At 41.0% G+C, this 23,085-nt stretch carries 22 protein-coding genes; 8 read left to right on the forward strand and 14 right to left on the reverse strand.

The window, feature by feature from the left end; translation table 11 throughout:
• Positions 1-51 precede the first annotated feature (51 nt).
• The 3 genes from O7C57_RS03360 (at position 52) to O7C57_RS03370 (ending at position 4,600) form a co-directional block, all read left to right on the forward strand.
• Entirely contained in the window at positions 52-1,455 is a 1,404-nt protein-coding gene (locus O7C57_RS03360) for a tryptophanase (RefSeq protein ID WP_154622102.1), read from the forward strand.
• Between the two features lie 68 nt (positions 1,456-1,523).
• Entirely contained in the window at positions 1,524-2,771 is a 1,248-nt protein-coding gene (locus O7C57_RS03365; protein ID WP_269723627.1) for an aromatic amino acid transporter, read from the forward strand.
• Positions 2,772-3,013: 242 nt separating this feature from the next.
• On the forward strand, positions 3,014-4,600 hold the full coding sequence (locus O7C57_RS03370) for a methyl-accepting chemotaxis protein (RefSeq protein WP_247048005.1): 1,587 nt from the start codon (positions 3,014-3,016) through the stop codon (positions 4,598-4,600).
• A gap of 73 nt (positions 4,601-4,673) precedes the next feature.
• On the opposite strand, the gene O7C57_RS03375 is transcribed toward O7C57_RS03370, so the two are convergent.
• The 14 genes from O7C57_RS03375 to O7C57_RS03440 form a co-directional block, all read right to left on the reverse strand.
• The gene (locus O7C57_RS03375; RefSeq protein ID WP_163863024.1) at positions 4,674-5,882 is read right to left on the reverse strand and encodes an ATP-grasp domain-containing protein; all 1,209 of its coding nucleotides are present in this window, start codon (positions 5,880-5,882) and stop codon (positions 4,674-4,676) included.
• Complete coding sequence (locus O7C57_RS03380) at positions 5,854-7,020, reverse strand: MFS transporter (RefSeq protein WP_269723628.1); 1,167 nt, start codon at positions 7,018-7,020, stop codon at positions 5,854-5,856. The genes O7C57_RS03375 and O7C57_RS03380 overlap by 29 nt, the downstream gene beginning before the upstream one ends.
• Entirely contained in the window at positions 7,017-8,051 is a 1,035-nt protein-coding gene (locus O7C57_RS03385) for a threonine aldolase family protein (RefSeq protein ID WP_269723629.1), read from the reverse strand. The genes O7C57_RS03380 and O7C57_RS03385 overlap by 4 nt, the downstream gene beginning before the upstream one ends.
• 995 nt (positions 8,052-9,046) lie before the next feature.
• A complete protein-coding gene (fis, locus tag O7C57_RS03390; protein WP_004258438.1) occupies positions 9,047-9,343 on the reverse strand; it encodes a DNA-binding transcriptional regulator Fis in 297 nt (98 codons plus the stop codon).
• A 24-nt stretch (positions 9,344-9,367) separates the two neighbouring features.
• Complete coding sequence (gene dusB / locus O7C57_RS03395; RefSeq protein WP_154624870.1) at positions 9,368-10,333, reverse strand: tRNA dihydrouridine synthase DusB; 966 nt, start codon at positions 10,331-10,333, stop codon at positions 9,368-9,370.
• A 316-nt stretch (positions 10,334-10,649) separates the two neighbouring features.
• Positions 10,650-11,534 carry a 50S ribosomal protein L11 methyltransferase gene (gene prmA, locus O7C57_RS03400; protein WP_154624871.1) on the reverse strand — a complete coding sequence of 295 codons (885 nt, stop codon included), beginning with the start codon at positions 11,532-11,534 and terminating at the stop codon, positions 10,650-10,652.
• 17 nt (positions 11,535-11,551) lie between these two features.
• Positions 11,552-13,015 carry a sodium/pantothenate symporter gene (gene panF / locus O7C57_RS03405; protein WP_247047542.1) on the reverse strand — a complete coding sequence of 488 codons (1,464 nt, stop codon included), beginning with the start codon at positions 13,013-13,015 and terminating at the stop codon, positions 11,552-11,554.
• Positions 13,005-13,247, reverse strand: coding sequence for a YhdT family protein (locus tag O7C57_RS03410; RefSeq protein ID WP_154624873.1), 243 nt, complete (start codon positions 13,245-13,247; stop codon positions 13,005-13,007). The genes panF and O7C57_RS03410 overlap by 11 nt, the downstream gene beginning before the upstream one ends.
• A gap of 141 nt (positions 13,248-13,388) precedes the next feature.
• Positions 13,389-13,691, reverse strand: a complete 303-nt coding sequence (locus O7C57_RS03415) for a DUF202 domain-containing protein (RefSeq protein WP_154624874.1) — start codon at positions 13,689-13,691, stop codon at positions 13,389-13,391.
• Positions 13,692-13,699: 8 nt separating this feature from the next.
• Positions 13,700-14,047 carry a YidH family protein gene (locus O7C57_RS03420; RefSeq protein ID WP_154624875.1) on the reverse strand — a complete coding sequence of 116 codons (348 nt, stop codon included), beginning with the start codon at positions 14,045-14,047 and terminating at the stop codon, positions 13,700-13,702.
• A gap of 141 nt (positions 14,048-14,188) precedes the next feature.
• Positions 14,189-15,535, reverse strand: coding sequence for an acetyl-CoA carboxylase biotin carboxylase subunit (gene accC, locus O7C57_RS03425; RefSeq protein ID WP_154624876.1), 1,347 nt, complete (start codon positions 15,533-15,535; stop codon positions 14,189-14,191).
• A 12-nt stretch (positions 15,536-15,547) separates the two neighbouring features.
• On the reverse strand, positions 15,548-16,024 hold the full coding sequence (accB, locus tag O7C57_RS03430) for an acetyl-CoA carboxylase biotin carboxyl carrier protein (protein WP_154624877.1): 477 nt from the start codon (positions 16,022-16,024) through the stop codon (positions 15,548-15,550).
• A gap of 30 nt (positions 16,025-16,054) precedes the next feature.
• The gene (gene aroQ / locus O7C57_RS03435; RefSeq protein WP_163863012.1) at positions 16,055-16,507 is read right to left on the reverse strand and encodes a type II 3-dehydroquinate dehydratase; all 453 of its coding nucleotides are present in this window, start codon (positions 16,505-16,507) and stop codon (positions 16,055-16,057) included.
• A 232-nt stretch (positions 16,508-16,739) separates the two neighbouring features.
• A complete protein-coding gene (locus tag O7C57_RS03440; RefSeq protein WP_154624879.1) occupies positions 16,740-17,723 on the reverse strand; it encodes an oxidoreductase in 984 nt (327 codons plus the stop codon).
• Between the two features lie 639 nt (positions 17,724-18,362).
• On the opposite strand from O7C57_RS03440, the gene O7C57_RS03445 reads away from it, so the two are divergent.
• From O7C57_RS03445 to rng, 5 genes are all read left to right on the forward strand, one after another.
• A complete protein-coding gene (locus O7C57_RS03445; RefSeq protein WP_154635575.1) occupies positions 18,363-19,406 on the forward strand; it encodes a rod shape-determining protein in 1,044 nt (347 codons plus the stop codon).
• An 87-nt stretch (positions 19,407-19,493) separates the two neighbouring features.
• On the forward strand, positions 19,494-20,462 hold the full coding sequence (gene mreC, locus O7C57_RS03450) for a rod shape-determining protein MreC (RefSeq protein WP_154624881.1): 969 nt from the start codon (positions 19,494-19,496) through the stop codon (positions 20,460-20,462).
• A gap of 40 nt (positions 20,463-20,502) precedes the next feature.
• Positions 20,503-20,991, forward strand: coding sequence for a rod shape-determining protein MreD (gene mreD / locus O7C57_RS03455; RefSeq protein ID WP_154624882.1), 489 nt, complete (start codon positions 20,503-20,505; stop codon positions 20,989-20,991).
• 38 nt (positions 20,992-21,029) lie between these two features.
• On the forward strand, positions 21,030-21,617 hold the full coding sequence (locus O7C57_RS03460; protein ID WP_154624883.1) for a Maf family protein: 588 nt from the start codon (positions 21,030-21,032) through the stop codon (positions 21,615-21,617).
• Positions 21,614-23,083 carry a ribonuclease G gene (gene rng / locus O7C57_RS03465; protein ID WP_154624884.1) on the forward strand — a complete coding sequence of 490 codons (1,470 nt, stop codon included), beginning with the start codon at positions 21,614-21,616 and terminating at the stop codon, positions 23,081-23,083. Before O7C57_RS03460 ends, rng begins: the two co-directional genes overlap by 4 nt.
• Positions 23,084-23,085 lie beyond the last annotated feature (2 nt).

Raw genomic sequence — 23,085 nt, forward strand, 5'->3', positions numbered from 1 at the left:
ATAGGCACGAACCGCTATTTTGTTATTTAATGAAAAATTAAAGGTATTATCATGGCTAAAAGAATCGTAGAACCGTTCCGTATTAAAATGGTTGAAAATATTCGTATTCCATCTCGAGAAGAGCGGGAAGCTGCATTAAAAGAGGCAGGTTACAACCCGTTCTTATTACCCAGTAGCGCTGTTTATATCGATTTATTAACTGACTCAGGCACTAACGCAATGAGTGACCACCAGTGGGCAGCGATGATCACGGGTGATGAAGCATATGCAGGATCGCGTAACTATTACGATTTAAAAAATAAAGTTAAAGAGATGTTTGGCTATGATTATGCCATTCCTGCACACCAAGGACGTGGCGCTGAAAATATGTTATTTCCTGTATTGTTGAATGTTAAAAGGCAACAAGGAGGAGCCAAAAAGCCTGTATTTATTTCGAACTTCCATTTTGATACAACCGCAGCGCATGTGGAGTTAAACGGTTGTAAAGCGATTAATATTGTTACGGAAAAAGCCTATGACTCTGAAACCTATGATGACTGGAAAGGCAATTTTGATATTCAGAAGTTGAAAGATAATATAGCTCAGTATGGGGCTGAAAACGTAGTTGCTATTGTTTCAACCGTAACCTGTAATAGTGCGGGTGGTCAACCGGTTGCAATGTCAAATCTTAAAGAAGTGTATGAGATTGCAAAACAACACAATATTTTTGTCGTGATGGATTCGGCACGTTTCTGTGAAAATGCCTATTTTATTAAAGAGCGTGACCCAAAATATAAAAATGCAACGATAAAAGAAATTATATTTGATATGTACAAATACGCTGATGCGTTAACAATGTCAGCGAAGAAAGACCCGCTATTAAATATCGGTGGTTTAGTGGCGATTAAGAATGATGAAAATATATTTACTTTAGCAAGGCAACGTTGCGTACCAATGGAAGGGTTTGTCACTTATGGTGGCTTAGCGGGCCGTGATATGGCTGCCATGGTACAAGGGCTTGAAGAAGGTGCTAACGAAGAATATCTTCATTATCGTATCGGTCAAGTCAAATACCTAGGGGATCGGCTGCGTGAAGGAGGGATCCCGATTCAATATCCTACAGGTGGACATGCAGTATTTGTTGACTGTAAAAAATTGGTTCCGCAAATCCCAGGGGATCAATTCCCTGCACAAGCAGTTATCAATGCACTGTATCTTGAATCGGGGGTTCGTGCCGTTGAAATTGGCTCATTTTTATTAGGTCGAGATCCTGAAACAGGTAAACAAAAACATGCGGATATGGAGTTTATGCGTTTAACAATAGCAAGGCGCGTCTATACCAATGATCATATGGATTATATTGCGGATGCATTAATTGGTCTTAAAGATAAGTTTCCAACATTAAAAGGACTGGATTTTGAATATGAACCTCCAGTATTAAGGCATTTTACAGCGAGATTAAAACCAATCAAATAATAGGTAATAATTTGGAGATTCCCGTGCAACGCGGGAGTCTCCCCCCTTATTTCTCTAAGGTAAATACCATGAATAATTCTACAGCGAAGAAAGAACCCTCCATATTGGTAGGGGGCTTTGTGCTCGGTGGCGCTATGATAGGGGCAGGTATGTTTAGCTTGCCCACGATTATGGCAGGAGCATGGTTTATTAATTCAGTTGTTATTCTATTAGTTGTTTGTTTTTTTATGTTTCATTCGGGAATCTATATTCTTGAATGTATATCAAAATATGGTTCAGGGACTAATTATTTTTATATCTCCAAAGAGCTGTTACCTAAATGGGCTTGTTATATTGCCAATGCAGCCTTAATATTTGTATTATATATTTTAATTTATGCTTATATCTCTGCCGCGGGATCAGTCATTAAAGAGGCTGCATCGATATATGGATTTGATGTTAATTTAAGGCTAATATTTGTTATCTTTACTTTTATATTAGGTGCAAGTATTTGGTGGAGTGGTATTGGTGCTAGCCGTTTAACATCAATATTTTTATTAATTAAAATCATATTATTTATATTAGCATTCTCAGGGCTCTTTTTAATTGTTAAAACTGATTTATTATTAACCATTCCCTCTAAAGAAAGTCAGTTAACATTACTTCCCTTTATTTTTATCATTATTCCCTATGCAATCACTTCATTTGGTTATCATGGTAATGTATGTAGCCTATATAAGCTGTATCATGAAAATGAACGTAAGGTGGTCAAGAGCTGTATTATTGGGTGTGTGCTGGCATTGGTCCTGTATTTTTTATGGGTATTGGGTACGATGGGGAATCTGCCAAGACCGGAGTTTTTAACCATTATCAATAAAGGCGGTAATCTTGATGCCTTTATTGAATCGCTGTATTCCGTACTTAACAGCCAACATATTGCCACTTTCTTATTATGGTTTTCGATTAGTGCTGTATTCTGTTCATTCTTAGGTGTTGCGATAGGTTTATTTGACTATATATTGGCCTCTTTAAATTTCCAAGATAATAGTTCAGGGCGTATGAAATCGGCATTATTATGCTTTTTACCCCCATTGATACTCTGCATGTTATTCCCTAATGGGTTCTTAATTGCTATTGCTTATGCCGGAATGGCAGCCTGTATTTGGGCCATTATTTGTCCTGCGGTAATGGCTTTGAAAGCGCGAGAACGTTTCCCAAATTCAAGATTTAAAGTATGGGGAGGTAAAGGATTAATATATGCAGTGATTACTTTTGGAATTGTGGGCATTATTTGTCAATTACTCGCACAATTTAATTTATTACCAATATACCGCTAATTTTTAATTATACTTTTCACTCACTGTCAAAGGCACGGCAAGTTTTGCTGTGCCTTTTTTATGGGATGGAGGCGATAAATTAAAAATAACTTATCGATGTAAAACGTTTGATTAATAAATAAATACAGGAATGTGGAAAGGCTTAAATATAATGTGGGTACTTTTGTAAAGAACTAAAATTTTCTCTGATGGTGCCGATAAAGTGAAACATTGTCATTTTATCTTACCAAAAGAGAAATAATATGCAGAAACTTCGAAATTATTCTATTCGTGCTGTGATGCTAATATTGTTAGGTATTCTAGGCATGATATTAGTCGGTGTAAGCTTATATAGTGTATGGTCATTATCTCGAATGTCAGATGGAAATACACTTGATAGACAATTAGTTAAACAAATGACGGTGTTGAGTCAGGGGAACGACCAATATTTTCGCGTTGTCACTCGGCTGAGTCGAGTTATGGAAACCAAAAAATCAGGAGAGAAGTCTGATTATTCATCGGTGAAAGAAGCGATGGACAATATGGAACACTATCTGAATGAAATGAAATCCATTTCGCCTGGCCCAATGGATAAGCAAATTTCTGATCAAGTGATTAAAACATGGCAAGCGTTATTAAATGAGGGGGTGACGCCACAATTAGCGCTAGCAATCTCAAATGATATGGCTGCATATACTCAACATTCCCATGATATCACTCCTGCTTTGAGTCGTTCATTTGGTGAAGCGATTACTCTGTTTAACCAAACGGCAGAACAAATGATTGAACATACGCGTGATGTGGTGGATGAATTAATGCAAACCACGTTAATCGTCATTATTACAGCAGCATTATTGGGAATATTGATTGTTATTTTTACCGATCGCTATCTTGTCAACATGCTCCAAAAACCACTCGATTTACTTCGCCAATATTTTGCACAAATAGCAAAGGGTAATTTAAGTGAGCCTATTAAGCCATTTGGGCGAAATTGTGTTGGTAAACTGTTTCCTTTACTTGATGAGATGCAAAATAGCTTACGTGAGGCGGTAACAACAATCCGTGCGGGGAGTGATAATATTTATCGTAGTGCTGCTGATATCTCTAAAGAAAATCATGACCTTTCATCACGCACTGAAGAGCAGGCCGCAGCATTGGAAGAAACGGCAGCGAGCATGGAACAAATAACCGCTGCGGTAAAACTTAATATGGAAAATGCCCATCAAGCGAGTGAATTAGCAGATGTTGCATCAACAATGGCAAATCAAGGCGATTCCATGATCAAATCGGTTGTTTTCACGATGGATGAAATTGATGATAGCTCAAAAAGAATTGCTGATATTATTAGTATTATTAATAACATAAGCTTTCAAACTAATATACTGGCACTCAATGCGTCCATCGAAGCGGCTCGTGCGGGAGTGCACGGACGGGGCTTTATGGTGGTTGCCGATGAAGTTCGTAAATTAGCGAGCGACAGTGCCGATGCCGCTAAAGAAATTGAACGTTTGATTGATAACTCAACTTCTTGTGTTGTAAAAGGCACACAGCTAGTGAATGAAATGGGAAGAACAATGGAAAATGTTCTGGAAAGTATTAATCAAGTCACAACCCTGATGAAGCAAATAGCTGACGCTTCTGATGAACAAAGTAAAGGTATCTCTCAGGTGAGTGTGGCGATCCATCAAATGGATGGTGTAACCCAACAGAATTCAGCTTTAGTTGAGCAAGTCGCAACGGCTGCAAGTTTACTGGAACAACAGACAGAAGACCTACAGCAATCGGTGAAAAAATTTCACTTAACAAAAGAGACTATACAGTCAGCGGCGAATCTCTCGATACCCTTATAGTCATCATTCTTTTATTCCAAGAAGGCTGCGTATTATGACCATGACTTAGCTTTCTTGGAACAAAGTCACCAGGTTATGCGTAAGTTATTTTGATCTGTTTTATATAAGTTTCGGCATCGGCAATGGCTTTTTCTTGGGTTGTTGCATGTGTAATAACGTAACCTAAACGACTATAACTATCTTTCAGCGAACCAACTTTTAAAGGCGTAGGAACAAAATTAGATAATAATGGCTGGGATGATAGAAATGTGGGTTTAATACTGTTAATTATTCCGGCTTTATCCGCTGTTAAAAATCGAATCGAAGCATAACATTTTTCTGGCGTTAACTGAGGGGTATATTCCATATCTTTTACGAACTGGGATAAATAGCAATGAACAAGGTCGAACCCTGTCGCGATTTGACACAGTTTATCGATCATTCCTCCTGCAACCCGTGGATTGATTTCAATCAGTGTGATGGAATCATTCTGTAATTTAAACTCGACGTGTACGACGGTATGAGATAACCCAATGTGTTTAAGCCAACTAATTAAGGTGGTTTTAATCTCAGGGTAGGAGGGTAATTCACAAGGGAAGTCATGACCTACCTCGACGGAATATTGCCCTGTCGTTGTATATTTTTTGGTTATTCCCAGTATTTCCCATTGATTTGAGGAGGTATCCCAGTAGGCCTCGGCACTATATTCATCACCATGAATAAATTCTTCAATAAGATAATCTGAAGATAATTCGTAGCCACGTTGATTAACCCTAAAGTGACAGATCTCTTGGATTGCGTTGGTCAGTTCTATAGGCGTATGACAAATCGTGACTTTACTGCTACCACTATCGTCGCAAGGTTTTACGACCAATGGAAATGATAGATTTGAGGTATCGATAGTGTCCTTAATATTGATAACATGATATTGAAAACCTTGATGGTATTGGCTCAATCGTTCACGAGTCTTTTGCTTATATCGGCATAACACTAAAGGTTTAATTGGCGGTGAAGGTAAACCTAATGCATGGGAAGCCGCTGCGGCAGTAATTAATCGATAGTCATCGAACGCGACAATACCATAAGTTGGATAATTCATGGCATGATTAATGACCGCTGTAAGGCTATCTGTATTTACCTCAGCGACATGATCAACAACATTTAATGGATTGTCCGCAATATGCTCATAGAACGAGCGCTGTTTGGTCAATAATATTGTCTGGTAACCTGCATTTTTTGCTATCTGAATCGCCCTTACGCCAGTTCCTGAGAGATTACACTCTAGAAATATAATCGCTTTCATGACTTTTCCTTTTAGTGAGTAAACCTTCGATAGAGAATAAAGAGATCAGCATTAGGCATGAGCTAAATGGAATAAGGACGTGCAACTGATAGCGATCTGCCATAATTCCCATATAGGCACCACCAGACTCGGCTAATCCCCAGAAAAAGATGCATAGAGAGAGTGATAATTTTTTATTTTTAAAAGGGCATTTTTCTATAGATAGGCTGTTGTTGTAGGGGCTCCAAATTAACTCACTTAGCGTAAATAGTATGATTAATAAATACAGGCTTAAAGCTGACTGGAAATCAAATAGCAATAGTAAGATAGACACGAATACTAGGCTTAACTTATAAGTAATAATCTGTCTTTTAGTACTTTGCTTTGACAGTAAAGAGGTTGATTTCACTTGTAACAATATGATGAGTATCGCGTTTAATGCAAATAGTGAAGAAACGGAGACATAGCGAATAGTCTCGTTATGATTCACTTCAAAGTGAAAGGCGAGATTCCTGAGTATTAAACCAATCATAAAAAAAGAGATTGAGCTATAGCAAACAAATAGCACCCACTCAGAAAAGGTTGCCACCACTTTATCGTTATTTTGCTGATTACTATGACTGTGTTTCACATTGTTTAATGTGCAAGAATAGAGCGATGATGACAGCATGACGACAGCTGGCAGGATAATAATCCCCGAATAAAAGCCATGATAAAACCATTCACCTATCACTCCACCAATCGCAGATGAAATATTGACGGCAACATTTAGAATCGAAAAATTTTTAACACGTTCGGCGTGATTATTATTTTCAGCAATAAAAAGACTCGTGCAAACATTCGCAATAGAAAAACCGGCGCCAATGATGGCGGAAATAAACATAATGGCCATGACGTCAGTCATCGCATAGATAGATAGAAGGAATATGGCCGCGACAAGATAACTAAATATTAATGTCAGTTTATAACCGATAGCATCAATAATATAGTGCGTGAATAATGAACATGCTCGACTAATAAATAGAAATATAAATAAAATAACAGCCACGTTTTCTTCACTAATACCTTTATAATTTACAAGGTAAATTGAATAGAAAGGTAAAAAACTATAAAAAGATAGGCCAGAAAGAAAACGCGACGTAATTATTTTATTTATCATAGAAAACCTTTATGCTTATCTATCGTTTCAAAGATGGATTTTATTTGATTAATCATTTCATGATTAATATTAGAGCTAGTGACAAAACGAACAGTATTTGCAGTCCATGCCGTCGCTAATACACCGTATTCTTTCAATTTGTTGACTAGAGCATCCGCATTATGACTTTTTATCATGACAATATTTGTTTCAACTGGATAAGCGAGTTGAAAATATTTAGTGCATATTAATTCTAGACTTTTAGCATTTATATGATCCCGTTCTAGACGGGAAGAGTAATTTTTTAATTTGTTTAATGCGATGGCAGCCATCAGCCCTGATTGGTGTAGTGCTCCACCATACCATTTTCTTATTTTTTTGGCTTTATCAATCTCATCTTGTCTTCCAATAAGCATAGAACCAAACGGCGAACCAACGCCTTTAGATAGGCAAAGATTTAGCATATCAATGTGTTCAGTATATTTTTTAGGTGAAATACCGAGCGATACACATGCATTTAATACGCGGGCACCATCTAAAAAAAGAGACATTTTTCTTTCATCACATAACATTCTTAATTGGGATATTTCATCAAGCGGAAAAATCATTCCTCCATAAGTGCTAATACTACTTTCTATTGATATAATTTTAGGTGTAGCATATAAATTTGACCAACGAGCTTTATTATTGAACGCATTTAATACGTCAGACGTTGTTAATATGCCACTTTTAGTGTGCACATTATTAATCACTAGGCCATTTAATGCCGCAGTTTGTGAGGACTCAAAAAAACAAACATGATAACCCACTTCAGTTATCAGCTCTTCCCCTGGTTTTGATAGCACTCGCAAAGCAACTTGATTACTCATGGTTCCGGAAGGCATAAATAGCGCGCTTTCTTTACCAAAAAGGTCGGCAATTTTAAATTCCAGCATTTTGACATAACGGTCTTCATTATAACAATCATCACCGATGTAATCATAATTTATATCCAGTAAATCTTCAGGCTTTAATTTTGTCAATGTATCACTTCGAAGGTCAATGAGTTCCATATATAGTTTTATTCCTAATTATTTTAAGTTGAATCATTATGGGGGTATTTCTCGGTCATAATAGGAATAAATTATTTTTATGAATCTATAAATAATATTTTCACAAAACAAGTTTTTATTTTTTATAACAAGGTAATTGTGAGCGGTATCATGCTTTATGATTTAGAATTAATTGTAATTTAAATTATTTTAATAAGTTAATATCCAAATTAATAGATGTCATATATATTTTTAATCTCACCATTATTCAAAGTGAATAAGGTGATATTTTTAGGGGCGATTAATTAATTCGAATCATCATTAAATCATCACCTGAGCATATGAGTGGCAGTTTTTATGACATCTAAATGTATAGCACCAGGGTTTGAGGTCTGTCGATTATGCGGGGGATAAAAGAATTTATCGGCTAACGCTAACAATATACGCTGATTTATCTATTATCTGCGCTGTGCTGTGCTGTGCTGTGCTGTGGTTGATTTGATTTTTCGCTGCAATCTATATGCGATATGCTCAAAGCGAGATCGAAATGTGATAAGTCAGTGAGCGAACGATGAGAGTGTGATGGGAAACGATATGATATGATCGTGATGATCTTCAAGTGGCTTCTTGAGAGGGCTTATTGTCAGCAGGAGCAAGTTATCGCATACCAATAGAAAACGATTTGCGGATAAGCATAGATGGCTTAACCCCTTTTGAAGGTAGTTGATGCCGAAAGGTTTAACGACAGCCCTTTTACCTTGATAGAGTCATGTGTGGCTTCATTTTTCCTATCATGGTAGATATCGCACGGTTTTACAAAATAGTCTCTAGTATGCAGCGGAACATGCGAGGTATTTTCAAATTGCTGAAGGCCGCAACGTGAGCACAATAAATAGCATCAATCGATATTCAGGTGGGGAGAGGTTATCAATAGTGAGATGACTTATTTAGGTCATAAAAAAGCACTTCCTGAAAACAAGAAGTGCTTCTAAAAACACGGCATTAACCGACTAGGATTAGTTCATGCCGTATTTTTTCAGTTTCTTACGCAGCGTACCGCGGTTGATACCCATCATCAGGGCTGCACGGGTCTGGTTTCCACGGGTATATTGCATAACCATGTCCAACAAAGGCTGCTCTACCTCAGCCAATACCAGCTCATATAAATCGTTAACATCTTGATTGTTTAATTGAGCAAAATAGTTCTTCAGTGCTTGCTTAACTGAATCACGCAATGGTTTTTGAGTTACTTGATCTTGTGAATTTACAGTAGCAACGGTTAGTACGTCAGAATTTACGCGTTGTTCGAACATAGTTCTGTCAGCTCTTATCTTTATTTACGCAAAGTATTCAAAAAATGCTTCCAACACCTCCAGCTGTTCGCTGGCGTCCTCAATGGCGTTGAATGAGCGCCGGAACTGGTCATCAGGTGCATGCTCCTGCAAATACCAAGAGACATGTTTGCGCGCTATACGGGCTCCTTTGCCTTGACCATAAAAGTCGTGCAACTCCTGTACATGCGCTATCATAATGCGCTTCACCTCTGCCATTGGCATGGGGGGCAACATTTCACCTGTGTCCAGATAATGCTGGATTTCCCGAAAGATCCAGGGTCTTCCCTGAGCCGCTCGTCCTACCATCAGGGCATCCGCCCCTGTGTAATCCAAGACAGCTCTGGCTTTAAGCGGGTCAGTAATGTCGCCATTGGCAATAACCGGAATGGCAACAGTCTGCTTAACTGCCCGTATATTGTCGTACTCCGCTTCACCATTGAACAAACAGGCACGCGTCCTGCCGTGAATAGTTAATGCTTGAATACCACAATCTTCGGCCAATTTGGCAATTTCTATGCAGTTTCGTTCTTCAGGTGACCAACCTGTGCGGATCTTCAGTGTGACAGGAACATCAACTGCTTTCACTACCGCCGACAGGATAGACTCTACCAAGTCGGGATAACGTAAGAGTGCTGAACCCGCAAGCTTACGATTCACTTTTTTAGCTGGACAGCCCATATTGATATCGATGATTTGGGCACCACTCTCAACATTAATCTGAGCTGCTGCGGCCATTTCATCGGGATCATTGCCAGCTATTTGAACGGAACGCACCCCCGGTTCATCGCGATGAACCATTCTAAGTCTCGATTTGTCTGTCTTCCAAACCTGTGGATTAGAAGAAAGCATTTCTGAGACTGTCATACCCGCACCCATGTCATAACAGAGGGACCGGAATGGTCTATCTGTTATGCCTGCCATGGGGGCAGCAATAAGACAGTTTCGCAACTGATATTGTCCGATTCGCATAACTAAAGGGGGCCATACTGTGACTGCAAGGGCGCGTATATTACGCATTTTTTTCGAGATATGAAAGGACAAACTTTGAGCAAACCGTTATTTATTACTAATTTTTTTATCTTGATTTTTTCAAGAAACAATTATTAGTCTTATATAACAACTGGTTAAGTGAATTTATAGCAAATCCACAAAAATCATTGTTGACCTGTTCAAATCTCAAGCAGGATAGAAAATCACCAGCAGTTGAACAATATTTGAGCTATAAGATAATCTATTCCCGCTTCAATTTCAAAGAAATTATTCACTGATTTTTATTATAAATTTATCAAAAACGCTTGACACCAGTGATACGACACCACTCCTCTTTTTCTGCGATAGGGTCTATTGCAAATAGCTCACGATATGCGTCGGCAACGCCTTCTGCTTGTGTAGCCAGAACACCTGAAAGCCCTAATAAACCGCCTGAACGTGGCAGTACGCTGATCATAGGTGCTAACTCACGTAATGGGCCGGCTAAAATATTCGCGACGACCACGTCAGCTTGTAGCTCTTTTGGTTGATCCTTAGGTAAGTAGAGTGATAAGCGTTCTGAAACACCATTGCGTTCAGCATTATCACGACTGGCGATTATGGCTTGAGGATCGATATCGATCCCAATGGCTTGCGCTGCACCAAGTTTCAAGGCTGCGATGGCAAGAATGCCGGATCCACAACCAAAGTCGATAACGGTTTTACCTTCAAGATCGAGTCCGTCTAGCCACTCTAAGCATAATGAAGTGGTTGGGTGAGTTCCCGTGCCAAAAGCAAGGCCGGGATCTAACATCACATTGACGGCGTTGGGATCAGGAACATCTCGCCAGCTTGGACAGATCCAAAGACGTTGCCCAAAGCGCATTGGATGAAAATTGTCCATCCATTCTCTTTCCCAATCTTTATCTTCAAGTTGTTCGATTTTATGAATGAAGCCTTTTTCGAGAAGAGGGCTGTTCTCTAATTGTGCAACAACCCTTTTCATATCCGTTTCTGCATCATAGAGGCCAATAACATCAGTATCCCCCCATAAACGCGTTTCTCCAGGGAGCGGTTCGAATACTGGGGTGTCATGGCTATCTTGAAAGGTAACCGAAACGGCACCGCTCTCAATGAGTTCATCGCCAAGTGCTTCGGCGTGTTGTCCAGTTGAGTTAAGTCTTAGTTGTATCCAAGGCATAGTGATTCTCTTTTTACTTAATTTTTTGCGGGCGTAGCCAATTGATTGGCTGCCGATTGTACTGGATTTTTACCGAAAAGATTACCAATAATAAAAGCAATAAGGCTAAATACCAATGAAGGTACAATGGCATGAAAGCCTAACAGCTCGATTTTCAATGATGCCAGTAGTGCATAAGAGACACCGCCAACGACCATACCGCTGATAGCACCTTTACTATTGGCTTTTTCCCAATAGAGGCCTAACACAAGTGGCCATAAAAAGACGGCTTCCAGTCCACCAAACGCCAATAAATTAAGCCAAATAATCATTTTTGGCGGATCCCATGCGGCAAAGAGCAGCAAAGCACCCAGTATCAAGGTTGAAAAACTGGAAATACGAGCCAGCTTTTTCTCATTTCGAATTTGTGCTGGCGCCGCACTTAAATAGATATCTTTAACTATGGTTGCTGATGATTGCAGTAGTTGTGCGTTGATGGTGGACATGATCGCTGCCATTGGCGCCGCTAAAAAAATACCGGCCGCAAATGGGGGCAATACTTGTACCATCAATGTTGGGATAACCTGATCAGGGATAGTGAGGTCTGGCAGAATTGCACGGCCTAATGCTCCGGCAAAGTGCATACCAAACATCAACATTGCCATGACTATCGTGCCTAAAATAATACCACGATGAACAGCTTTACTGTCTTTATAGGAGATACAGCGCACTGCGGTGTGTGGTAGCCCGATAACGCCAAAGCAAACTAAAATCCAGAAAGACGCAAGGAAAGGTGCGCTCAAAATATCATCGGCGCCTTCTACTGATACCAATTTAGGGTCAATGGTCTGTATTTTTCCGACTGCTGCACTGAGTCCACCGGCATGGTAGATTATGGCGACGAGTAAAATCACTGTTCCTAGCAGCATAACAAGGCCTTGTAAGGCGTCATTGAGCACACTAGCACGGAAACCACCAATCGCGGTATAGAGCGCGATTGAGACACCAAAAATGATTAAGCCATAGGTATAAGGGATACCGGCTGCGGTTTCGAGCAATCTAGCTCCCCCAATAAATTGCACGGTCATCGCACCGAAAAAAGCCACCAGCAGGCTGAGGCTTGCAAACCAGACTAAAAAGCGGCTTTGATAACGTGCATACAACATATCATTCAATGTTACGGCATTATATCGGCGAGCTAAAATAGCAAATTTTTTACCAAGTACGCCTAACGATAACCAGATCGCGGGTAATTGGATCATCGCCAGTAGCACCCAGCCTAAACCGTATTTATAGGCAGCTCCTGGTCCACCAATAAAGGAACTGGCGCTCACATAGGTCGCGGTGATGGTCATTGCAAGTACAAAGCCACCCATCGAACGATTACCGAGGAAGTACTCATTGAGGAAAGCTCCCTGTGTGCGTTTGCGATAAGCGTACACAGATAGCAGAAATACCAAAGCGAGATAGCCTATTAGAGGGAGTAGGACTTCAGTCTGCATCCTTGTCCTCCAATGGAATATCTTTAAAAATAATGTTGACCATCATAATACACAGTAAAATGAAAATGATGGGTAGAATGAGACAGGACCATTCAAACCATACAGGTAAGCCTGTAATTCCAATGGTATTGCTTGGAAGATAGGCACAAATCACCCACCCAATTAAATAGGCGATGGTCAGATAGAATGACCAGCGGGCTTCCTTATTTGATTGAAGAAAACGTTTATCCATACGTATTTCCCCCTCATAGAAATAAAAATAATCAGCGATTGTACGACAAACCTAGGGATGTGTGTAAAAAAACCGATAAAGGCTATTGAATATGTTCGATTTGTCATCGAATAATATGGCGTGTATGTAGGGTAATAGGGATTATTTGTCTACGAATAGAGAGAGGATAAATAGAATTGACATCGCGAAGATAGCGAACGCAGTGATGTAGAGAAAAAGTGCACTATCAATTTTTAGTCCATTGTTTTGATAAGAGCGTGAAATATGTCTTTTGCAGCTAATGATACCCAGTAGCGTGATAGCAATCAGTGCAGCAGAAAACATAAGCCATGACGACGCTAATAATCCCAAGCGAAAAAAAAGCAATCCATTGATCGCCAATAGCAGTAAAGTTCGGCTCCAAGCTTGTTGTGTTCTTTCTGGTTGTAAGCCAGGGTCACGCATCACTATACCTATAGTAAGATGTAAAGTAAGGAAATTAAGGCAATAGAGACAATAAACAGGCTCATCATGGTGAGAAAAGAGGTATATTTCAAAGGTTCCTCTTTACGCATTGCAATCTCGTTTTGTCGCCAACGATACAGTGCCATGATTGCGGTAATGCCGCCAGCCGATGACAGAAAAAGCGCTAATAAGGTTTTTAACCAAGAGTCTTGCAGTAGCTGTTCGATAGCGATTGCCCCTGCTAACAAGGCCAATGCGGTTCTTATCCACGCAAGGAAGGTTCTTTCATTTGCTAGGGAAAAGCGGTAGTCCGGTGTTTTGCCAATATTTTTCCAATCATGATGTTTGAAGGCCATGGCGATTATTCACTGTGTTGGTTGGATTGATTGTAATGAATGACTATATTAAATAGCTCTTGCTCGTGATGCAAAAAAATACCGGAAAGGGTGTTTTCCGGTATTTGATGAATGAAAGAATTATTTTAGTGATTCAGAATATTATTCTTGAATACCTAATTTTTTCTCCAAATAGTGGATGTTAGTACCACCTTTTTGGAAGTTTTCATCATTCATGATCATTTGGTGTAGTTCAATGTTGGTTTTGATACCATCGATGATAAGCTCATTCAGTGCGTTTTTCATACGCACAATCGCAATTTCACGAGTTTCACCATAGGTGATCAGCTTACCAATCATTGAGTCATAATATGGAGGCACGGTATAGCCTGCATAAATATGGGACTCCCAACGTACACCAAAGCCACCCGGAGAATGGAAACGAGTGATCTTACCTGGGCTAGGCATAAAGGTGTTTGGATCTTCTGCGTTGATACGGCATTCAATCGCATGACCGTGAACAACGATATCTTCCTGTTTGACAGACAACGGTAAGCCTGAAGCAACACGTAGCTGTTCTTTAATTAAGTCAACCCCCGTAATCATTTCTGTTACAGGATGCTCAACTTGAATACGGGTGTTCATCTCAATAAAGTAGAACTCACCGTTTTCATACAGGAATTCGAATGTTCCCGCACCGCGGTAGCCGATTTCGATACAGGCATTTGCACAACGCTCACCGATACTACGGCGAACTTCAGGCGTGATACCCGGCGCAGGTGCCTCTTCAACGACTTTCTGGTGGCGACGTTGCATTGAACAATCGCGTTCTGCTAAATAGATAGCATTACCTTGGCCATCAGCCATAACTTGGATTTCAACGTGACGAGGGTTTTCAAGGAATTTTTCCATATAAACCATATCGTTGTTGAAAGCCGCTTTAGCTTCGGCACGGGTTAGGCTGATTGATGAATCTAAGTCTTTTTCATGGCGTACGACACGCATACCACGACCACCACCGCCACCCGATGCTTTAATGATCACTGGGTAACCGATACGCTGTGCGATAGCTCGGTTTTTGTCTGTATCGCTGCCAAGAGGGCCATCGGAACCGGGGACGCAAGGTACACCTGCAAGTTTCATCGCCTCGATAGCGGAAACTTTGTCGCCCATTAGGCGGATGGTTTCAGCTTTAGGTCCGATAAAAATAAACCCTGAACGCTCAACTTGTTCTGCAAAATCAGCATTCTCAGACAGGAAACCATATCCTGGGTGAATAGCTTGAGCACCTGAAATTTCTGCCGCTGAAATGATAGCGGGAATGTTCAGGTAGCTTTTTGTGGATGCGGCTGGACCGATACAAATAGTTTCGTCAGCCAACAACACATGTTTTAGATCACTATCTGCCGCGGAGTGAACGGCTACGGTCTTGATACCTAATTCTTTACAGGCTCGAAGAATACGTAGTGCGATTTCGCCACGGTTAGCAATGACAATTTTTTCCAGCATGGAAACGCCTCGTTATTCGATAACAACCAACGGCTGGTCATATTCAATTGGCTCACCGTTCTGTGCCAGGATTGCTTTCACAACACCTGCTTTTTCTGCTTCAATTTGGTTCATCATTTTCATCGCTTCAATGATGAAAAGTGGATCGCCAACATTGACAGTTTGTCCAACTTCAATAAATGGTTTTGCTTCTGGACTTGGTGAACGGTAGAAAGTACCAACCATTGGAGAGCGTACTTGATGACCCGATACAGCCGCAGGTGCGGTGGATGGCGTTGCAGCAGGTGCTTCTTGAGCCGGTGCAACAGCCGCTGCTAATGCAGGTTGTGCAGCTGGAGCTGAATAAAATTGTTGAGGTGCCGACATAACCTGAGAAGTCGCTGAAACACGGCTGATACGTACTGATTCTTCACCTTCAGAAATCTCCAGTTCAGAAATGCCAGACTCTTCAACCAGCTCGATCAGCTTTTTAATTTTACGAATATCCATGGATATGATTCCGTACTCTTATATTTGGATTTAATTAATTGATGACAGACGGTTAACCGCTGCCTGTAACGCGAAACTGTAACCATCAGCGCCAAGACCACAAATTACGCCGACAGCTTTATCGGAGAGATAGGAGTGATGGCGAAATGGTTCTCTGGCGTGCACATTAGACAGGTGAATCTCGATAAACGGGAGTGCAACTGCTAACAATGCATCACGCAGGGCAACACTTGTATGCGTGAATGCAGCTGGATTAATCAGGATAAAATCGACGTTATCCTTTGCTGCATGAATTTTATCTATCAATTCGTGCTCTGCATTCGACTGAAAATGACTCAATTTTACGCCTAGATGTTCCGCTTCCGCCGTTAGTTTGGAAACTATGTCTACTAGCGTGAGATTGCCGTATTTGTCAGGCTCTCTAGTACCAAGTAGATTTAGATTCGGTCCATTGAGGAGTAAAATGTGAGTATCTTCTGTCATTGTGTTGCTAACTCCGACGATATGTCAATAACCTGACAACATAACCTGATGTTGATGGTTTGTCATCTTTTATCATAAAAATAAATGAAATCTTTACGGATAAAAAACACTATTATAATTATTTCGTGGCATATGACAGCAAAATACTGGTCTTATCAGAGAAATTACCCGAACTTATTTTTTGAATTGTGCGGCAATCCAAATTTTTGAATTTATCCGCACACGTTGTATTTTATGCACTTAAAACATTAACAAGTGTACGCCCTGTTATCTGATTTTTTAAGAACTTTTGTGCATACTCGATGGATTGTTCCAAAGTGATTTCGCATGTGATATGCGTATAAAATGACTCAGGAAGTAATTGAGAAAGGCGCTGCCACACTGCTGGGCGTTTTGCGGCAGGGTAATAAACAGAATCGATACCTTGTAGACGAATATTACGCAATATAAATGGCATGACGGTGGTAGGAAGTGAAAAACCGCCCGCCAGGCCACAAGCAGCAACGGCACCGTTGTAGTGCGTTTGTGCCAGTATATTTGCCAGTACATCTCCGCCAACGGTATCGATAGCCCCCGCCCAATGTTGTTTGTCTAAGGGTTTCGCGGGCGACGTAAATTCACTGCGAGGTAACACGCTTTTGGCACCGATTTGCTGCAAGTAATCACTATTTTCTTGGCGACCAGAAATCGCGACCACATCGTAGCCAAGGGATGATAATAGTTGGATTGCGGTGGAACCAACTCCTCCACTGGCTCCACTGACGATCACTTCCCCTTTATCTGGCGTTATCCCTGCATCCTCTAATGCGTTAACGCACAGCATGGCTGTAAAACCGGCAGTGCCAATGATCATGGCTTGGCGTAATGACAGATGTTCAGGAAGCGGGGTGAGGAAATTAGCAGGCACTCGAGCCCGAGTTGCGAGTCCACCCCAATGTGTTTCGCCTACGCCCCAACCGGTGAGTAAAACATGTTGCCCAACGCTAAAACGAGGATCCTCGCTATGATGTACCACACCCGAAAAATCAATACCAGGCACCATGGGATATTGGCGGACAATACCGGCTTTGCCATTGATGGCTAAGGCATCTTTATAATTTAATGTAGACCAATGAATATCAACGATAACATCACCTGCGGGGAGTTGCTCGGTAGGAATGGTCTGTATTTCGGTTGTTAGCTGGTCATTTTCTTTCTGTAGGACGAGGGCTTTCATACTTCGCTCCTAATTTTATATGGGAATTTTCCGAGTAAAATTGAGTATAATTGATGATATCAACTTTAGTACTTTCATCGATGTTAATTAAGTTGTGATGGTAGTATTGTTGTTATTGTAATTAATTTGTAAAAATGTAATTTTTTCTGGCATAAATACTGTTTTATCGTGCAGAATATCACGTTAAGAAGGTTTCTGTTTGTGTATAGGTAATATTACATAGGTCATTTGGTGGTTTATGTAACTAACATACAGAAAATGCACATATTTAGCTGTGAAGTTGGTCGATGTGCAACAATAAAAAAATAACAAGAAATTTATTTGAACTTGTAGCTATAAAAACTTGTCAACACAGGGTGGAACAGAAGACGGCGTATATAACAACCAAAGAGCGATTAGCTGTTGATAGATTTATTCATTCATAAATAAGTTAAATTTACTCACCAATTAATGGCTATTTTTAAAGGTTGTTATCTGCTTCGTTTTCAAAAGAGGCATGTACAGTAATTTATACTGTAACAACAGATGGATTAACCATATTTTTTGAAGCGGCTCATTAACGCCTTGAGACAGCTTCAAGTGGTTGGTAGAGTAGACGGGTTTTTATTCGTCCCCAGCTTGCAGGATAACCCTTTCGTTATGTTTAAAAAATTTCGTGGCATGTTTTCTAATGACCTGTCAATTGACTTGGGTACGGCCAATACCCTCATTTATGTCAAAGGACAAGGCGTAAAATTAAATGAACCTTCTGTTGTCGCTATTCGCCAAGATCGTTCTGGCACGCCAAAGAGCGTCGCAGCCGTAGGTGGTGAAGCTAAGCAAATGCTGGGGCGTACACCAGGCAATATTTCCGCAATAAGACCGATGAAAGATGGTGTTATTGCTGACTTTTTCTTAACTGAAAAAATGTTGCAGCATTTTATCAAACAGGTGCATAGCAATAGTTTTCTTCGTCCAAGCCCACGAGTGTTGGTTTGCGTACCTGTTGGTGCAACGCAAGTTGAGCGTAAAGCGATACGTGAATCCGCGTTGAGCGCAGGCGCACGTGAAGTCTTTTTGATTGAAGAGCCGATGGCAGCCGCAATTGGTGCTGGCTTACCAGTTTCTGAAGCAACGGGTTCAATGGTGGTTGATATTGGTGGTGGCACGACTGAAGTTGCTGTTATCTCATTGAACGGTGTTGTGTATTCTTCTTCTGTTCGCATTGGTGGTGACCGCTTTGATGAAGCAATCATTAACTATGTGCGTCGCAATTATGGTTCTTTAATCGGTGAAGCAACGGCTGAGCGTATTAAACACGGCATTGGTTCAGCTTATCCAACTGATGAAGTCTATGAAATTGAAGTGCGTGGACGTAACCTTGCTGAAGGTGTTCCTCGCGGCTTCAAAATGAACTCAAATGAGATTTTAGAGGCATTACAAGAGCCACTAACGGGGATTGTTAGCGCTGTGATGTTAGCATTAGAGCAATGTCCTCCTGAATTAGCCTCTGATATTTCAGAGCGTGGTATGGTATTGACGGGGGGGGGAGCACTGCTTCGCAACCTTGATCGCTTACTCATGGAAGAGACAGGTATCCCTGTTATTGTTGCAGAAGATCCTTTAACTTGCGTTGCTCGAGGTGGTGGCAAGGCATTAGAGATGATCGATATGCACGGCGGTGATCTGTTTAGCGAAGACTAAATAACGCCATAGGCAAGCTGGGGTTGTTACCCCAGCTGCTGCTTTGCCTATTTTTGTTCCTCTGAATTTAGTGAAACTCAGCCATACATGAAGCCGATTTTTAGGCGAGGGCCATCGCTCCAGTTGCGTATTTTTATTGCTGTCATTGCCGCAATAGCACTGGTAGTGATTGACCATCGTTTTGAGCCTTTCAATAAAATCCGTAACTATTTAGACACGGCGGTCAGCCCATTTTACTTTTTGGCGAATGGCCCGCGTCAGTTTCTTGATAATGTGTCGGAAAATTTCGCCTTACGAGAGCAACTTCAATTTGAAAACAAGGCATTACGTCAAGAGTTGCTATTAAAAAAAGCCGATAGTCTTTTGTTAGAGCAACTCAAGCAAGAAAACTCACGTCTTCGAGAGCTTCTCGGGTCGCCCCTGCGCCAAGACGAACATATGATGGTGACTCAGGTCATTTCTGGTGCCAATACCCCTTATCGTGATCAAGTCGTTATCGACAAAGGTGAGAATGATAACGTCTATGAAGGTCAGCCCGTTATCAGTGATAAAGGTGTTGTGGGGCAAGTTGTTGGCGTCAGCCAGTTTAGTAGCCGTGTTTTATTGATTTGCGATACTACGCATGCCCTGCCGGTTCAAGTGTTACGTAATGATATTCGTGTGATAGCCGCCGGTTCTGGCTGTGCAGATGATTTACAGTTAGAGCCACTACCTGAAAATACCGATATTCGTGTTGGTGATGTACTGGTGACGTCAGGGCTTGGTGGGCGTTTCCCTGAAGGATACCCAGTCGCTGTTGTCTCAAACGTGAAGCATGATACTCAGCGAGCTTATACGATCATTAGTGCGCGCCCGAGTGCTGAGTTACAACGCTTACGTTATTTGTTGCTATTATGGGGTAATGACAATGATACCGTTACACCATTACAGCCTTCTGAGGTATATCGTGCTGCGAATGAGCGTCTGATGAAGGTGCTCCCACAGGTATTACCAAATCCTAGTGAAATTCAGGGACCACCATTACCTCCATCACTGTCTCAGGAAGCCCAACCATAAAGGAAGGTGCAATGGCTATGGGTAAAAGAGGGTAAGCTAAATGGATGAATATCGTGGTAATGGTCGCAGTATTATCTGGATCTCTTTTTTCATCGCATTGATTTTACAAGTGATACCATGGCCTGAACAATTTACGTTTTACAGGCCATCGTGGCTATTGTTGATCTTGATTTATTGGGTGATGGCGTTGCCGCATCGTGTCAGTGTTGGCACAAGCTTTATTCTTGGTATCATCGTTGATTCTATTCAAGGTTCAGCGCTAGGGGTTCATGCCCTTTCTTACAGTATTATCTGCTATCTTGTCTCTTACAAATACCAGTTACTGAGAAATATGGCGCTGTGGCAGCAAGCCTTAATGATTGTCTTACTGACCGTGATATTGGATATGACGGTATTTTGGGCAGAATTTGTTTCTTCACAAGTATTATTCCACCCACAAGTATTCTGGAATAGTCTTGTGAATGGTATCCTGTGGCCATGGTTGTTTTTGCTATTACGGAAAATTCGCCGTCAGTTTTCAGTGTGTTAAGATTTTAGCGGCGGGCAATTATCTCTAGGATATCGTTTATGAGTTATATCTATTTAGCTTCAGGTTCACCACGAAGAAGAGAATTAGTGCAATTACTGGGTTATCACTTTGATATATTGAGCCCTGTCGTTGAGGAACAATGGCAAGAGGGTGAAACCCCAGAAGCTTATGTGCAACGTTTGGCTCGAGAAAAATCACAGGCTGGCGTCAAAATAGCCGCCAACGATTATCCTGTCATTGGCGCTGATACAATTGTTGTTCTTAATAATCAAATTTTAGAGAAGCCCCGTAACGAGCAACATGCGCAAGAAATGTTGTTATCCCTTTCTGGCAATACGCACCAAGTGATGACCGCTGTCGCAATCTCAAACAAGGATCACACATTGACGCATCTCGTTGTGACAGATGTGACGTTCCGCGAATTATCTGTAGCGGAAATAAAGGATTATATCAAATCAGGGGAGCCAATGGATAAAGCCGGTGCATATGGAATACAAGGAAAGGGGGGATGCTATGTTAGGCGAATTAATGGCAGTTACCATGCGGTTGTCGGTTTACCTTTAGTAGAAACAGATGAATTAATACAACGATTTTTAGCGCTAAGTGATGGTAAGGGGATGTCATGACTGCTGAGTTATTAGTAAATGTTACACCATCTGAAACGCGCGTAGCTTATATAGATGGCGGAGTTTTGCAAGAAATACATGTAGAGCGAGAAGCAAAAAGAGGAATTGTAGGGAATATTTACAAAGGTCGTGTGAGCCGTGTGTTGCCCGGTATGCAGGCGGCCTTTGTTGATATTGGTCTCGATAAAGCCGCTTTTTTGCATGCGTCTGATATCATGCCACACACTGAATGTATTGCGGGTGAAGAGCAGAAAAACTTTCATGTTAGAGATATTGCGGAACTGGTTAAGCAAGGACAAGACCTCATTGTCCAAGTGGTGAAAGATCCGCTAGGAACCAAAGGTGCAAGACTCACCACGGATATTACCTTACCGTCGCGTTACTTGGTCTTCATGCCCGGCGCATCTCATGTCGGGGTATCACAGCGTATTGAGAGTGAAAGTGAACGCGAACGTTTAAAAGAGTGTGTGTCTCAATATTGTGATGAAAACGGTGGCTTTATTATACGTACCGCCGCGGAAGGGGTGGGCGAAGATGAAGTGAAGCAAGATGCTGCTTTCCTCAAACGTTTATGGGCGAAAGTGATTGAACGTAAGAAACGTAATATCACTCGCACTAAAATTTATGGTGAATTGTCACTCGCTTACCGGATAATTCGTGATTTCGCTGGCGCTTCATTGGATAGAATTCGCGTAGATTCTCGTCTAACCTATAAGCAGTTACAAGAATTTATTGATGAATATGTTCCTGAAATGACGGCTAAGCTTGAATTGTATCAAGGCAATCAGCCTATCTTTGATTTGTTCGATGTTGAGAATGAAATTCAGCGCGCAATGGATCGTAAAGTTGAGCTGAAATCGGGTGGGTATTTGATTATCGATCAAACAGAAGCGATGACCACTATCGATATTAATACTGGGGCATTTGTTGGTCATCGTAATCTCGAAGAGACTATATTTAATACCAATATAGAAGCCACTCAAGCTATCGCTCGTCAGTTACGACTCAGAAATTTGGGTGGGATCATTATCATTGATTTCATCGATATGGGTGATTTGGAACATCGCCGCCGCGTTCTGGCCTCTTTGGAACAAGCATTGAGTAAAGATAAGGTGAAAACCACGATTAATGGTTTTTCTCAATTGGGGCTCGTTGAAATGACACGCAAGCGTACACGTGAGAGCCTTGAGCATGTGTTATGTGATGTGTGTCCGACCTGTCAAGGTAGAGGAACGGTTAAATCTGTTGAGACCGTGTGTTATGAGATTCTGCGAGAAATTGTGCGTGTTCATCGTACTATCGATGCAGATAGGTTCTTAGTTTATGCTTCTCAAGCGGTGGTTGATGCACTGATGGGTGATGAATCTCATGCTTTAGCCGAAGTTGAAATCTTTGTTGGTAAGCAGGTTAAAGTTCAGACTGAGTCTTTATACAGTCAGGAACAATTTGACGTCATCATGATGTAGTG

The organism is Providencia sp. 21OH12SH02B-Prov (assembly GCF_027362595.1).
Taxonomy (GTDB): Bacteria; Pseudomonadota; Gammaproteobacteria; order Enterobacterales; family Enterobacteriaceae; genus Providencia; species Providencia zhejiangensis.

Coding starts and splice junctions, on each gene's coding strand:
- O7C57_RS03360 (WP_154622102.1), top strand. CDS start 52: ATGGCTAAAAGAATCGTAGAACCGTTCCGTATTAAAATGGTTGAAAAT.
- O7C57_RS03365 (WP_269723627.1), top strand. CDS start 1,524: ATGAATAATTCTACAGCGAAGAAAGAACCCTCCATATTGGTAGGGGGC.
- O7C57_RS03370 (WP_247048005.1), top strand. CDS start 3,014: ATGCAGAAACTTCGAAATTATTCTATTCGTGCTGTGATGCTAATATTG.
- O7C57_RS03375 (WP_163863024.1), bottom strand. CDS start 5,882: ATGAAAGCGATTATATTTCTAGAGTGTAATCTCTCAGGAACTGGCGTA.
- O7C57_RS03380 (WP_269723628.1), bottom strand. CDS start 7,020: ATGATAAATAAAATAATTACGTCGCGTTTTCTTTCTGGCCTATCTTTT.
- O7C57_RS03385 (WP_269723629.1), bottom strand. CDS start 8,051: ATGGAACTCATTGACCTTCGAAGTGATACATTGACAAAATTAAAGCCT.
- fis (WP_004258438.1), bottom strand. CDS start 9,343: ATGTTCGAACAACGCGTAAATTCTGACGTACTAACCGTTGCTACTGTA.
- dusB (WP_154624870.1), bottom strand. CDS start 10,333: ATGCGAATCGGACAATATCAGTTGCGAAACTGTCTTATTGCTGCCCCC.
- prmA (WP_154624871.1), bottom strand. CDS start 11,534: ATGCCTTGGATACAACTAAGACTTAACTCAACTGGACAACACGCCGAA.
- panF (WP_247047542.1), bottom strand. CDS start 13,015: ATGCAGACTGAAGTCCTACTCCCTCTAATAGGCTATCTCGCTTTGGTA.
- O7C57_RS03410 (WP_154624873.1), bottom strand. CDS start 13,247: ATGGATAAACGTTTTCTTCAATCAAATAAGGAAGCCCGCTGGTCATTC.
- O7C57_RS03415 (WP_154624874.1), bottom strand. CDS start 13,691: ATGCGTGACCCTGGCTTACAACCAGAAAGAACACAACAAGCTTGGAGC.
- O7C57_RS03420 (WP_154624875.1), bottom strand. CDS start 14,047: ATGGCCTTCAAACATCATGATTGGAAAAATATTGGCAAAACACCGGAC.
- accC (WP_154624876.1), bottom strand. CDS start 15,535: ATGCTGGAAAAAATTGTCATTGCTAACCGTGGCGAAATCGCACTACGT.
- accB (WP_154624877.1), bottom strand. CDS start 16,024: ATGGATATTCGTAAAATTAAAAAGCTGATCGAGCTGGTTGAAGAGTCT.
- aroQ (WP_163863012.1), bottom strand. CDS start 16,507: ATGACAGAAGATACTCACATTTTACTCCTCAATGGACCGAATCTAAAT.
- O7C57_RS03440 (WP_154624879.1), bottom strand. CDS start 17,723: ATGAAAGCCCTCGTCCTACAGAAAGAAAATGACCAGCTAACAACCGAA.
- O7C57_RS03445 (WP_154635575.1), top strand. CDS start 18,363: ATGTTTAAAAAATTTCGTGGCATGTTTTCTAATGACCTGTCAATTGAC.
- mreC (WP_154624881.1), top strand. CDS start 19,494: ATGAAGCCGATTTTTAGGCGAGGGCCATCGCTCCAGTTGCGTATTTTT.
- mreD (WP_154624882.1), top strand. CDS start 20,503: ATGGATGAATATCGTGGTAATGGTCGCAGTATTATCTGGATCTCTTTT.
- O7C57_RS03460 (WP_154624883.1), top strand. CDS start 21,030: ATGAGTTATATCTATTTAGCTTCAGGTTCACCACGAAGAAGAGAATTA.
- rng (WP_154624884.1), top strand. CDS start 21,614: ATGACTGCTGAGTTATTAGTAAATGTTACACCATCTGAAACGCGCGTA.